At 42.7% G+C, this 13,748-nt stretch carries 10 protein-coding genes; 7 read left to right on the forward strand and 3 right to left on the reverse strand.

Features of this window, described 5'->3' with window-relative positions; translation table 11 throughout:
• The first annotated feature begins 191 nt into the window (after positions 1 to 191).
• Together gshA and VQ643_RS14420 are read left to right on the forward strand one after the other, a co-directional pair.
• Positions 192 to 1,769, forward strand: a complete 1,578-nt coding sequence (gshA, locus tag VQ643_RS14415; protein ID WP_414200707.1) for a glutamate--cysteine ligase — start codon at positions 192 to 194, stop codon at positions 1,767 to 1,769.
• 161 nt (positions 1,770 to 1,930) lie between these two features.
• Positions 1,931 to 2,800, forward strand: coding sequence for an ABC transporter substrate-binding protein (locus VQ643_RS14420; protein ID WP_414200710.1), 870 nt, complete (start codon positions 1,931 to 1,933; stop codon positions 2,798 to 2,800).
• Between the two features lie 50 nt (positions 2,801 to 2,850).
• Here the strand turns inward: VQ643_RS14420 and fabG are convergent, their stop codons facing one another.
• Positions 2,851 to 3,606: a 3-oxoacyl-ACP reductase FabG gene (fabG, locus tag VQ643_RS14425; protein WP_414200712.1), complete on the reverse strand. Its 756-nt coding sequence runs from the start codon at positions 3,604 to 3,606 to the stop codon at positions 2,851 to 2,853.
• 44 nt (positions 3,607 to 3,650) lie between these two features.
• Positions 3,651 to 3,938 carry a DUF2782 domain-containing protein gene (locus tag VQ643_RS14430; RefSeq protein WP_414200715.1) on the reverse strand — a complete coding sequence of 96 codons (288 nt, stop codon included), beginning with the start codon at positions 3,936 to 3,938 and terminating at the stop codon, positions 3,651 to 3,653.
• A gap of 121 nt (positions 3,939 to 4,059) precedes the next feature.
• Here VQ643_RS14430 and polA point away from each other — a divergent pair, with 121 nt between their 5' ends.
• The 5 genes from polA (at position 4,060) to VQ643_RS14455 (ending at position 12,913) form a co-directional block, all read left to right on the forward strand.
• Positions 4,060 to 6,813, forward strand: a complete 2,754-nt coding sequence (polA, locus tag VQ643_RS14435) for a DNA polymerase I (RefSeq protein ID WP_414200717.1) — start codon at positions 4,060 to 4,062, stop codon at positions 6,811 to 6,813.
• A 26-nt stretch (positions 6,814 to 6,839) separates the two neighbouring features.
• Entirely contained in the window at positions 6,840 to 7,505 is a 666-nt protein-coding gene (locus tag VQ643_RS14440; RefSeq protein ID WP_414200720.1) for a DedA family protein, read from the forward strand.
• Positions 7,506 to 7,990: 485 nt separating this feature from the next.
• Positions 7,991 to 10,168: a malate synthase G gene (locus VQ643_RS14445; protein WP_414200723.1), complete on the forward strand. Its 2,178-nt coding sequence runs from the start codon at positions 7,991 to 7,993 to the stop codon at positions 10,166 to 10,168.
• A gap of 115 nt (positions 10,169 to 10,283) precedes the next feature.
• Positions 10,284 to 12,209, forward strand: a complete 1,926-nt coding sequence (locus tag VQ643_RS14450) for a DUF294 nucleotidyltransferase-like domain-containing protein (protein WP_414200725.1) — start codon at positions 10,284 to 10,286, stop codon at positions 12,207 to 12,209.
• Complete coding sequence (locus VQ643_RS14455) at positions 12,206 to 12,913, forward strand: PolC-type DNA polymerase III (RefSeq protein WP_414200727.1); 708 nt, start codon at positions 12,206 to 12,208, stop codon at positions 12,911 to 12,913. The genes VQ643_RS14450 and VQ643_RS14455 overlap by 4 nt, the downstream gene beginning before the upstream one ends.
• A gap of 44 nt (positions 12,914 to 12,957) precedes the next feature.
• Here the strand turns inward: VQ643_RS14455 and VQ643_RS14460 are convergent, their stop codons facing one another.
• Entirely contained in the window at positions 12,958 to 13,242 is a 285-nt protein-coding gene (locus tag VQ643_RS14460; RefSeq protein ID WP_414200729.1) for a hypothetical protein, read from the reverse strand.
• Positions 13,243 to 13,748: the final 506 nt, after the last annotated feature.

Consider the following 13,748-nt stretch of genomic DNA (forward strand, 5'->3'; position numbering starts at 1 on the left):
TAGTAAAATCCACCTCTAACGCTAAAGTGCAAACAACAAAAAACAGCCAAAGCACAAACGCAACTGGTAATATGGCGGCATTATTCGCAAACGCGAAACAACTAAAGAAAAAATAAGTTATTGCCTACGGCTAGCATAAGTTATTGATTTTGCTAGCCGTACTTAACTTATAAAGCAGAAGGATAAAAACCTTGGGCGAACTTTATCAACGTCGCTTAGCTGTACTTAGTGAAAGCGACAACCTTGAACTGCTCAAGCACAGTTTACACGGCATAGAACGTGAAGCATTACGTGTTGATATGCATGGTCAGTTAGCGCAGAGCATGCACCCTAGTGCGTTAGGTGCCGCGTTAACTAATGATCGTATTACTACTGATTACTCCGAAGCCTTACTTGAATTCATTACGCCGGCTAAAGAAAACTCAGCGGATACTATCGCTGAACTTGAGCGCATTCATCGTTTTACTTTAAGCAAGCTAGATCAAGAAGTGATTTGGGCGCCATCAATGCCCTGCTTCTTACCGCCAGATAGCGAGATTCCAATGGCCTATTACGGCACCTCGAATCTAGGCCGGTTTAAATATATCTATCGCAGTGGTTTAGCTATACGTTACGGCAAAGCCATGCAATGTATTGCAGGTATTCATTATAACTATTCATTACCTGAGTCAGTATGGCAATTACTGCATACAGCTGAGCAGAGTACGCGCGACCTACAGGACTACCAATCATTCAACTACATTGGTCTAACCCGTAATTTTCGGCGTTACAACTGGTTGCTGATGTACTTATTTGGTGCCTCACCTGCGGTTGATAAAAGCTTTCTGCGTGATCATGCTCATCAGTTAGAGCAGTTTGATGAAAATACGCTATATTTGCCCTACGCCACCAGCTTACGCATGAGTGATTTAGGCTACCAAAGCAAAGCACAAGCTTCGTTAACACCTTGCTATAACGATTTATCAACCTATATAAAAAGCCTCAAAAACGCAGTAATGACGCCTTATGCGCCTTATGCTGAACTAGGTACGCAGCGTAATGGTGAGTGGATTCAGCTAAATACCAATATCATTCAGATTGAAAACGAGTACTATTCTAGCATTCGTCCTAAACGTGTAGTGCAACCTGGTGAGCGCCCAATTGAAGCGCTAGCCAAGCGCGGCGTGCAGTATATTGAAGCACGCTGTATTGATGTTAATCCTTTCCTACCACTAGGTATTGATACACCAGAAGCGCGTTTTTTAGACGTATTTTTACTGTTCTGTGCACTACATGAAAGTGACCTACTGGTAGATGGTGAATGTTCATCTTGTACAGATAACTTCCTAACCGTTGTTAATTACGGACGCCAACCTGGCTTAATGCTAGAGCGCCAGCATCAACCTATTGCCCTGACCGACTGGGCAAAAGAGCTGTTTGAAGCGCTACAACCTTGCGCTGAACTCTTAGATAAGGCTTATGCAACACAGGAACACCAGCAAGCATTAACGGATCAGTTTAAGAAAGTTGAAAATGTTGAGTTAACGCCTTCTGCGCAAGTACTAGCGCATATGCGCGCTAACCAGCAAAGTTTTACTCAATTTGCCGTAGCACAAAGCAAAAAGCATGCTCAATGGCTACGTGAACGCCCTTTAGCTAAAAATGAGCAACAAGAATTTGAAGAATACGCTCAAAAGTCTATTGCCAAACAAGCGGCCATTGAAGCCAAAGACACAGGCGATTTTGCTAGCTATGTAGCGGACTATATGCAAAGCGTGAAAAACGTATGATCACAAGCGGCGAATTGGCCGCTTGTTATTTCTTTAATACCTAAAACGCCTAACCTACAGAAAGATCTACCAATTAGTTATACAAAATTAATAGATAAGCTGGACATCCTAAAATAGTTAACGATAATCAATACTATTAATATCTAAATAGGACTGCTCACATGCTGCTCAAGAAAACCGCACTTCCCTTAGCCATCTTTGCGCTATTTTTGACAGGCTGTGCACAAAACATCAGTAAAACACCTGAAAAGATTGCCACCGTAGATTATGGGGCGCTGGACACCCTTATTGCCTTAGGAGCACAAAACAAGGTCGTTGCATTACCGAATAAAGGTATGCCCAGTTATATTCAAGAACAGATGCAAAACAGTAACTTAGTAGATGCTGGTGGTTTAAAAGAGCCTAATATTGAAAACTTACAACAAACCAATCCTGATCTAATTATTGTGACAGGTCGTCAAACAGCCTCATTTGATCAACTAGAACAAATCGCACCTTTACTAAACTACAGTGCTGATGCTAATCGCTACTGGCCATCTGTAAAAGAAAATATTTTCAAATTAGGTCAGCGTGTTGCAACAGCAGAAGAAGTTGAGCAAGCATGGTCAACTTTGCAAAATGATATTCATCAAACACAAGCCAGCATACAGGCTAACCCACTCAAAACATTAGTGCTCCTCCATAATGACGGTAAGCTTATTGCCGCCTCTTATGCGGCTTATGGGCAGTTTATTCATAACGTTTTACAGGCACCACAGGCCGCGGCGCAATTTAAAGAGCCACGAACCGCGCTTACTTTAGAGCAAATAAAAAACATTAATCCTGAGGTAATTTTTATTATTGATCGCAGCGCTGCTATTGGAGCACAACCTATGGATATAAAACTATTCGAGCAACCCGAACTAGCCAAAGTAAAGGCTATTGAAAGTCAGCGTATTGTCTATCTAACACCTGATCTTTGGTATCTTTCTGGTAATGGCTTGCAAAGTTTGAGCTTGCAAGCCAAAGAAGTGGAACAGGCTTTTAACTAATAAAAAATCCCCAATATTGAGCTGATCCCGAAAAGTTGGGGATTTTTTATTTACAGCAAGGCTTCTGGAGATTCAGGCAGAATCTGTCCACCATCAATAATCAAACTTTGGCCTGTAATAAAGCGTGCTTCTTTAGATGCTAAAAAACAGGCCGCATAGCCAATATCTAAAGGCTCCCCCAAAGTATGCGTCGGAATGCTATTACGCATTTGCTGCAAGTATTCTTCGCCCTGTGCTTTTAAGCCTTCAGTCAAAATATTACCAGGCATTACAGCGTTTACTGTAATCCCATCTTTGGCACACTCTAAAGCGGCACTGCGCATAAATCCTAACTGCCCTGCTTTACTTGCGCCATAGTGGCTCCAACCAGGAAAGCCTGTTATCGCACCCGTTATTGAAGAGGTAATAACAATACGACCATATTTGTTTGGTTTCATCACGGCCATAGCCGCTTGCACCATAAAAAAGGTACCTTTAAGGTTGACTTTTTGCATTTGATCCCACTGATCTTCAGTCATATGCGCCAAACTTGCCTGTGGGAAAATGCCGGTATTGGAGCATAAAATATCAAGTTTACCGAATTCATCTACCACTTCGTTAACGACTTTCTGGCAATACATTTGCTGAGTAACATCCAATGCCTTAAAAGAACAACCGAGTTCTTTGGCTGTAGCAGCACCTTGTACTTCATCAATATCTGCAATGATTACCTTAGCCCCTGCCTCACGTAGAGCCTCTACAATGCCTCGTCCAATCCCTTTAGCACCACCCGTAACGAGAGCAACTTGGTCTTTCAACTTAAACATAGTACAACTCCTAGTGATTAAAAATTAACCAAAGCCAAGATGGCTTACCAGCTAAACACTTGCCATGATGGGATTCGCAGTTGCGGTTTATCTGTGCGAATAAACTGAGCTTGCCTGCCATCTGCACGCGTTAAAAAGTAGGCATCGCCGTTTTTAGGAATCACCTTCACCGCATATAACACGCCTTTAGCTCGATATTCTTCTATGGTTTTATCCGCATATACCGTAATAGTTACTTGCGGTTGATTTTCTGGCTTATCTTGTTGTCCAAGTGCCACTGAAGAAAATCCGAAGATACCAGCTAAGGTTAATTCGATTATAGGTACGCGCATGGTGTACTCTTATCCCTCCAATTAAAGGTAAATTAATCCTAAAATTGGTAGTGATTCCTTGTCTTTTTAGGATCATCTAATCATTCTAGCCAGTAGAAAATAAATAAGGTTGATATTTAGCATGTCTCAGCATCCTCTCGTTCTCGTTGACGGCTCTTCTTATTTGTATCGTGCATTTCACGCACTGCCGCCATTGACCACCACCCAAGGTGTGCCTACGGGAGCCGTTAAAGGTGTGTTAAACATGCTGCGCGGATTACAAAAGCAATATCCTAAAAGTAACATTGTGGTGGTCTTTGATGCTAAAGGCCCTACCTTTCGTGATCATCTTTTTGAGGATTACAAGGCGCAACGTCCGCCTATGCCTGATGACCTACGTGTACAAATAGAACCTTTGCACAAATGCGTTAAAGCCTTAGGTTTTCCATTGCTTTGCATTGAAGGTGTAGAAGCTGACGACGTGATCGGCACTCTGGCTCATAAACATGCACAATTACAACAGCCTGTCGTCATCTCTACTGGCGATAAGGACATGGCGCAATTGGTAAATCCATACGTCACCTTAGTCAATACCATGACCAACACCAAACTCGATATTGAAGGTGTTAAAGAGAAATTTGGCGTTGGTCCTGAACTTATTATCGATTTTTTAGCATTAATGGGCGATAAAGCAGACAACATCCCAGGTGTGCCTAGTGTTGGCGAAAAAACGGCTCTAGGATTATTAACTGGCATTGGCGATATGGATGCTATTTACGCCAATCTTGAGCAAGTACCTAGTTTAGCCATTCGAGGCGCAAAAACTTTACCTGCCAAACTTGAAGAACATCGCGAGATGGCCTACCTATCACGCCAACTTGCTACTATTAAACTGGATGTAGAACTAGCCTTTACCGAAGAAGACCTACAGCCTAAAACGAAAGATATTAATGCACTGGCAGAACTTTATCGCGAACTGGAATTTAAAAGCTGGCTAGATGCTTTACTACGTAGCAATAACGAAACAGCGGAGCTAGGACTGTTCTCAGACGCAGAAAATGCTGTGACTCCACCGGCGCCAGCAGAAACTAAATACCACTGTATTTTAAATCAAGCCGACTTTGAGCATTGGTTAACTAAACTTTCAACGGCTAAAACCTTTGCTTTTGATACTGAAACCACCAGTGTTGATGCTCAACAAGCACAATTGGTAGGGCTATCTTTTAGTGTGCAACGGGGTGAAGCCGCTTATGTGCCAGTCGCACATAGCTATATGGGCGTACCAGAGCAACTAGACCGTAACTATGTCTTAACGCAACTAAAACCTTTATTAGAAGATCCTACGAAGGTAAAAATTTGTCAAAACGGCAAATACGATATCAATGTATTAGTACACTACGGGATTCAGATGCAAGGGGTCAGCAGTGATACCATGCTTGAGTCTTATGTGCTCAATGCCACAGCCACCCGCCACGACATGGATAGCTTAGCGTTAAAATACCTTGGACAAAGCACCATTCATTTTGAAGACATTGCAGGCAAAGGCGCTAAGCAACTCACCTTTGACCAAATTGCCCTAGAACAAGCAGCACCCTATGCAGCTGAAGACGCCGATATCACATTAGGTTTGCATCAAGTATTGCAGCAACAACTGATGGCCATCCCAAGCCTGCTTAAGGTCTATAACGAGATCGAAATTCCTTTAATGCCTGTGCTTGCCAAAATCGAACGAACAGGTACTTATGTGGATGCCAACTTACTGGGCAAACAAAGTTTGGAGCTCGGTGAGAAGCTAGTTGAACTTGAACGCCAAGCCTATGCCGTTGCGGGTGAAGAATTTAATTTAGGCTCGCCTAAACAGCTTGGCGCTATCCTCTACGAAAAACTAGGGCTACCTGTTTTAAGCAAAACCGCTAAAGGCCAACCGAGTACTGCAGAGTCTGTATTAGTTGAGCTAGCAGAAGAAGGTCATGAACTACCTAAGTTGCTGATGGAATACCGCAGCTTAAGCAAACTTAAAAGCACTTATACTGACCGCTTGCCGCAGCAAGTAAATCCGCAAACTGGACGTATTCATACTAGCTATCACCAAGCGGTTACAGCCACTGGTCGCCTATCCTCCAGCGATCCTAATCTGCAAAATATTCCTGTACGTACAGCTGAAGGTCGTCGTATTCGCCAAGCCTTTATCGCACCTAAAGGTTATAAAATAGTAGCTGCGGACTATTCTCAGATCGAATTGCGAATCATGGCACATCTGGCTAAAGACGAAGGCCTACTTTCTGCTTTTAAACACGGCTTAGATGTACATAAATCAACGGCAGCGGAAGTTTTTGGTGTAAGCTTAGACGCAGTAACTAAAGATCAGCGCCGTAGTGCTAAGGCAATTAATTTCGGGCTAATTTATGGCATGAGTGCCTTTGGTTTAGCTAAGCAAATTGATTGCGACCGCAAACAAGCACAAAACTACATTGATCGTTACTTTGCGCGTTACCCTGGTGTTTTACGCTATATGGAAGAAACCCGAGCGCAAGCGGCTGAACAAGGCTATGTTGAAACGCTCTTTGGCCGTCGCTTGTACTTACCAGACATTAAAGCGAAAAACCCAGCCATCCGAAAAGCGGCTGAACGCACCGCTATTAACGCACCCATGCAGGGTACAGCAGCGGACATCATCAAACTAGCGATGATCGCTGTAAACGGATGGTTAGAGCAAAGTAAGTTAGATGCTAAGGTAATTATGCAAGTACATGATGAACTGGTGTTAGAAGTCCATGAAGATCATGTGGATGCATTACAGCAAGGGCTTATTCCATTAATGAGTAATGCAGCCCAACTCGATGTTCCATTATTAGTCGAAGCGGGTGTAGGAAATAACTGGGATGAAGCTCATTAATTGCTACTGTTATTGTAGGTAAAACTGTGCTTGAGTTTTTAGAAAGTTTTTTTGCCGATTATGGCTATGCCGCTGTTTTTACAGTGTTGATCATCTGTGGCTTTGGTATCCCTATCCCAGAAGATGTCACGCTAGTTGCTGGCGGCGTTATTTCCGGCCTAGGCCAAACCAATGTTCATATTATGGTGGCTGTTGGCTTGGCAGGTGTACTGGTGGGCGATGGTTTAATGTTTATGGCTGGACGCCTATGGGGCGAGCGCATTTTACGTGTTCGTTTCATTGCCCGCATCATGACGCCAAAACGCTACAACCAAGTTCAACTCAAATTCCAACGCTATGGTAACCGTGTCTTATTTGTAGCGCGCTTTCTACCAGGATTACGTACACCTATTTTTCTAACAGCTGGCATTAGTCGCAAGGTGAGCGTTTGGCAGTTTTTAGCTATGGATGGGTTAGCTGCGCTTATTTCTGTGCCTGTTTGGGTTTACTTAGGTGCTTACAGCGCTGAAAACCGCGAATGGCTAATGCAGCAAGTCCATCATTTCCAATATGTTTTATTTGCCGTTATCGCTTTAGTTACTTCTTATATTGGTTATCGAATTTGGAAACGTCGTACTCGGTTCCAAGAACTATTAGCGAAACGCAAAGCCCGACGTCTTGAGCGTAAAGCGCAAAAACAAAACAAACAGTAATACCAAATGCCGCACCAATAAGTGCGGCATTTTTCGTTTAACCGCTTAGTTTTACTGACTACCAGGTCAGCTGATGCGTCTTTAGTCGTATAATATTTAGCTGACTTAAACTATTTTCTTTGCTCTTTTAGCCACTGAAAAATAACCTATCTTTCTTGAAACATTTATTTGCATTTGCTTATGAACCTTTCTTGGGAACCCCACTCATATATCACGAATGGTCGAGTTTTTAGGCCTTTCATGCTCCTTGATGTGTTTTATGTTGGCAGATCCGAATCCCTCCCTAGATTCGGCTTATAACTCCGAACTTTTCCTCCCCATACGAAGTTCGGAGTTTTTTTTATGCAAAATTTCCGAGCGCTCTACTACTTGCGTCTAAACTGAACCTGTTTTTTCATGGCGTTTCTTGTAGTATCCTTTTTAGTTCACTACAAGCCTTGTTTATTGGCCGTCCTTTTGGACTTTTACCCTTAAGTGAGAAAACAATGACAGATCGCGTTTTAGTAGGTGGCTTGCAAGTCGCCAAAGTCCTATATGACTTCATCAATACTCAAGCTATTCCAGGCACTGGCATTGAAGCCAATAAGTTCTGGGAAGGCGCTACCCAAGTCCTTAAGGATCTCGCTCCGAAAAACCGTGCTCTGCTCGAAAAGCGTGATGCGTTACAAGCACAAATTGATCAATGGCACTTAGCACATAAAGGTGCTGCCTTTGATTTTTCTGCCTATAAAACATTTTTGACTGAAATTGGTTATTTACAGCCACAAGCGGCTGATTTCCAAGCCACCACCCAAAATGTGGATGAGGAAATCGCTCACATGGCCGGCCCTCAATTAGTAGTGCCTATTACCAATGCACGTTTTGCCTTGAACGCAGCTAACGCACGCTGGGGCTCTTTATATGATGCGCTATATGGCACTGATGCTATCAGCGAAGAAAATGGTGCAGAAAAAGGTCAAGGTTACAACAAGGTACGTGGTGATAAAGTTATTGCCAAAGGCCGTGAGTTTTTAGATCTTTCTGCTCCACTCGCTACAGGTTCCCATGCTCAAGCCACTAATTACAAAATTGAAGATGGCAAATTGGTTGTTACCTTACAATCAGGCGCTAGCACTGGTTTAAAAGATACTGCTCAGCTACTTGGTTTCCAAGGCGAAGCGGCAGCGCCTAAAGCTATACTTATCAAACACAATGGCATTCATTTTGAAATTCAAATTGATGCCAATAGCCCTATTGGTAAAACCGATATGGCAGGTATCAAAGACATCCTAATGGAGTCTGCACTGACTACCATTATGGACTGTGAAGACTCTATCGCTGCTGTTGATGCTGAGGATAAAACCTTAGTGTATAGCAACTGGCTAGGCCTCATGAAAGGCGATCTAGCAGAGGAAGTCAGTAAAAACGGCAAAACCTTCACCCGCACCATGAATGAAGACCGTGTTTATACAGGCGTTGATGGCAAAGAAGTGAAACTGCATGGTCGCTCATTACTATTTATCCGCAACGTAGGTCACTTGATGACCAACCCAGCGATTTTAGATGAACAAGGCAACGAACTGCCTGAAGGCATTATGGATGCTTTGTTCACTAGCCTTATTGCCTTACATAACCTTAAAGGCAACACCACCCGCGTTAACAGCCGCACAGGCAGCATGTACATTGTTAAGCCTAAAATGCATGGCGCAGAAGAAGCGGCCTTTGCTAATGAACTATTTGCCCGTGTTGAACAGGTACTGGCTTTAGCTCCAAATACCCTAAAAATGGGAATTATGGATGAAGAGCGCCGTACTACAGTGAACCTAAAAGCCTGTATTGCCGCAGCTAAAGAGCGTGTTGTATTTATCAACACAGGCTTCTTAGACCGTACAGGTGATGAAATGCATACCTCTATGGAAGCCGGTGTAATGGTACGCAAAGGTGCCATGAAAGCTGAAAAGTGGATTGGTGCTTATGAAAACTGGAACGTTGACACTGGTCTCGCTGTCGGCTTACAAGGCCGTGCACAAATTGGTAAAGGTATGTGGGCAATGCCTGATCTAATGGCTGCAATGTTAGAGCAAAAAATTGGCCATCCAATGGCAGGTGCAAACACCGCATGGGTTCCATCACCAACAGCCGCTACCCTGCATGCCCTGCACTATCATCAAGTCGATGTATTTGCTCGCCAGAATGAGCTAAAAAACCGTACTTTTGCTTCTATTGATGACATTCTTACTATTCCTCTAGCGCCAAACACAAATTGGTCTGCTGAAGAAATCAAGAATGAATTAGAAAATAATGCCCAAGGTATTTTAGGCTATGTTGTACGCTGGATCGACCAAGGCGTTGGCTGTTCCAAAGTACCAGATATCAACGATATCGGCCTGATGGAAGACCGCGCAACCTTACGTATTTCTAGCCAACATATGGCCAACTGGTTGCATCACGGCATCGTTTCTAAAGAGCAAATTATTGACACCATGAAACGTATGGCTGAAGTAGTTGACCGTCAAAATGCAGGGGATGCCAACTACCGTAATATGGCGCCTAACTTTGACGATAGCGTAGCGTTCCAAGCAGCGTTGGAACTGGTACTGGAAGGACGTGCACAACCAAATGGCTACACTGAGCCTGTACTGCACCGCCGTCGTCGTGAATTTAAAGCTAAGTATGGCTTATAAGTGATCGACCTTAACCGCTCTTAGATAGCCTAAGAGCGGTTAAATCTACTACTTACGTCTTATATGTTAGTCTTTGACAACTCCGCACTATACGCAATAAAAATGGAGAGCCTCAATGACCAAGCAAGAAGCCTTTGCCGCTGCTGGGCGCAGCGCAATACAACAAAACCTACAAGGCATTATTGCATTCCTAAAAAATTATCCCCCTTTTGATCAAATGGGCGATGAGCATCTGCACTTTTTAGTTAATAACAGCCAGTTACTTTTTTTCAGCCAAGGGGAAGTTATCATTTCTCCCCACGATGGCCCTGTAGATGATTTTTACATTGTAAAACAAGGACATATACATGGCATCAGGCAAGCTGGAGAATCTCCTACCTTTGAAATATCCACAGGTGAATGCTTCCCTATTGCAGCCCTGCTCGCTGAACGCGCAACCTATACAGATCATATTGCAGCAGAAGATAGTTTTTGCTTAAAGCTCGGTAAGGCCTACTTTGTAAAACTACTGGGACAATGTGAGTATTTCCGCGATTTTTGCGTGCGTGGTATTAGTAGCTTGCTAGATGCTGCCACACAAAAAGTCCAGTTAAACGCAGCAGAAAGTCTAGGTTCTCAGTATTCCATGAATACCCAGCTTGTCGATTTAATTAGTCGTCCTGCTGTAAGTTGTGCGCCTGACCTTCCTTTGCAACAAGCCGTCCAGTTAATGCATGAACACGCTATTGGCAGTTTAGCTATTGTTGATCCTCAAGCCTTACCTTTAGGTATATTCACACTACGTGATTTACGCCGCGTTATTGCAGATCCGCATACTAATTTACTAGCACCTATTAGCAACTTCATGACAGCGAGCCCCTTTGGTTTACGCCCAAGCGCCAGCGCTTTTGATGCTGCGCTAGCTATGACAGAGCGCCACATCGCGCATGTCTTATTAGTTGAAAATAACAAGCTCGCTGGTGTGATTTCTGAGCGTGATCTATTCGCTCTCCAACGTGTTGACTTAGTGCATTTGGCACGGACTATCCGCCATGCTAGCTCATTATCTATGCTGGTTAACTTGCGTGATGAAGTGAAAGAACTGGTAGATCGAATGATCGCCCACGGCGCCAGCCCAGAGCAAATTACCCATCTAGTTACGCTACTAAACGACCATACAGTTTGCCGAGTAATAGAGCTCTGTATAGCCCAGTTTGGTGACCCAGGCGTACCCTTTACTTGGGTCGTATTTGGTAGTGAAGCTCGCCGCGAACAAACGCTGCACACAGACCAAGATAACGGCATTTTATTTGACGCAAAAGATGCCCAGCAAGCCAATGCTATACGTAGCAAACTGTTACCACTGGCCCGAGAAATAAATATTGCATTAGATAAATGCGGTTTTACCTTATGTAAAGGCAATATCATGGCTGGTAATCCTGAACTCTGTTTATCTGCTTTAGAATGGGAAAGTCGCTTTAGCCAATGCGTGCGTAATGCAACACCTGAAAACCTTTTAAAATCGACTATTTATTTTGATTTTAGAGCAGTATGGGGTGATGTAGAACCCATTAAGCACTTGCGCCAACAGCTCATTAGCATGATCCAAGATGACAAAGCATTTCAACGTTTACTGGCTGACAATGCACTACAGCACAAGCCTGCTTTAGGCGGAATTTTCCGCGACTTTGCCGTTAGCAAACGCGGTGCCTCTAAAGATACATTAGACCTTAAAACCCAAGGCTTAGCGCCCTTTGTTGACGGCATTCGTGTATTAGCACTGAGCAATGGGATCACCGAAGTCAACACGCTAAAACGTATTCGCAGCCTAGTAAATAAGCGCATTATCGATCGTTTAGATGGCGATGCTTATGCGGAAGCTTACCATTTCGTGCAACTTATACGCATGCAACAACACCAACAACAAGCGCGCAACCAGTTACGTTACTCGAACCGGATTTACCCTGATGAGTTAAATCACTTAGATAGACGTATTTTACGTGAATCATTTAGGCAGGCCCAGCGCTTACAAGCCAGTTTGTCATTTAGGTATAAATTGTGAGTTTTTTTTCTTGGCTTAGCAAAAGCAGCACCTTAAACAGTCAGCAGTTAGCCCAAATAGAGCGCCTTAAACAATTTAAGCAACGCCCTCTTAACAGCCTAGATAGTCAACGAATTGTGGTAGTCGATGTTGAAACAACAGGCTTGAATATGCTCAAAGATAAGGTTTTATCTATTGGTGCTGTTGTTATTGAAAAAGGCTGCATTACACTCAATCAAAGTTTTTATTGCACTTTAAACCGTAATGACGTGGGAGTAACACCGAGCGTTTTAATTCATAAAATATCACCTAGCCAAATGGCTGAAGGGTTAAACCCACAGGACGCCTTAATCGCCTTTTTAGCCTTTATTGGTGATAGTCCACTACTTGCCTTCCATGCACTTTTTGATAAAGGCATGTTACAGCGCGAATGTAAGGAGTTATTAAACTTTAAGTTAACCAATGTATTTTATGATGTAGCGGAACTCGCTCCGTTATTAATGGCGCCATTAAACAACCCGCCCACACAATTAGATGAGTGGGTAAATTACTTTAAGCTAACCAATAACCAGCGCCACAGCGCCTTAGCTGATGCCTTTGTCACCGCAGAAATAGCATTAATTCTACTGAATAAAGCAAGAAAGAAATCTATTTTAGAATTTTCTCAGCTAGACCATGCACTCTATGAAAAGCGCAAACATTTGAAACAGAATTTCAGTTTCTAATAAAAAACCGACAATTTTGTCGGTTTTTGCTTGAAAGCAAGTACTTATTTACTAAAGGCTTCTGCCATAGCGCAGCTCATAGTTGTACTCATAAACTCCGCTAATAGCTGAGGATCAATTTTCTTAGCATCTTCTGGGCTTTCTGCCTTGACCAAATCAGCTATTTGAGACTCTGAGTATTTTTTCTCAAGCCCTGTATAAATACACTCACAGGTAGTCTTACTAATAGAACTATCAGCTGTACATTTAGCCATAAAATCTTTTTTAGCATCAGAACAAGCCGTTAAAGCCAACACTGCAGCCAGTACAGTTATTAATTTTAATTTCATAAAGCACCTAAATTGAGCGAGACATTCGCTCGAACAGACGTATTTTAATTAAGATTCAGTGCAATGTGTAATGAAATATAAGCCCCAACTACTTTTGCGCTTTTCTAAAAAAGCGCATTTACTTCTTTATCAGATCTATGACTGCAAGAATTATTCCTGTTCCTGTCGTACCTCGTCTTATCGCTGATACCTAAGCGCAGCTAATCCATGTATGGATTCTAGAATAGTTTCATTAGAGTTTCTTAACACATATGAGTTATGTGTAAGTCCTCTTCCACCTCCTTTTCCACCAAATTTAAACGTTCTTGCTTCTATATAGTATGTTTCCATAAGTCACCTAGTTCGCATTTACACAATGCAATATTCTTGATTGAAGACGATATTGTGTTTCATAAAATATATCTTCTGAGCCAATAGATAGTAAAAATTTTCTTTCGATCTTATATTCATTGCCTATATCTGATATTGTTATCTCTGTTATAAGATAATTTTGATAAGATATATCT

This window comes from Pseudomonas sp. F1_0610, from assembly GCF_047470865.1.
GTDB lineage: Bacteria > Pseudomonadota > Gammaproteobacteria > Pseudomonadales > Pseudomonadaceae > JAZDRH01.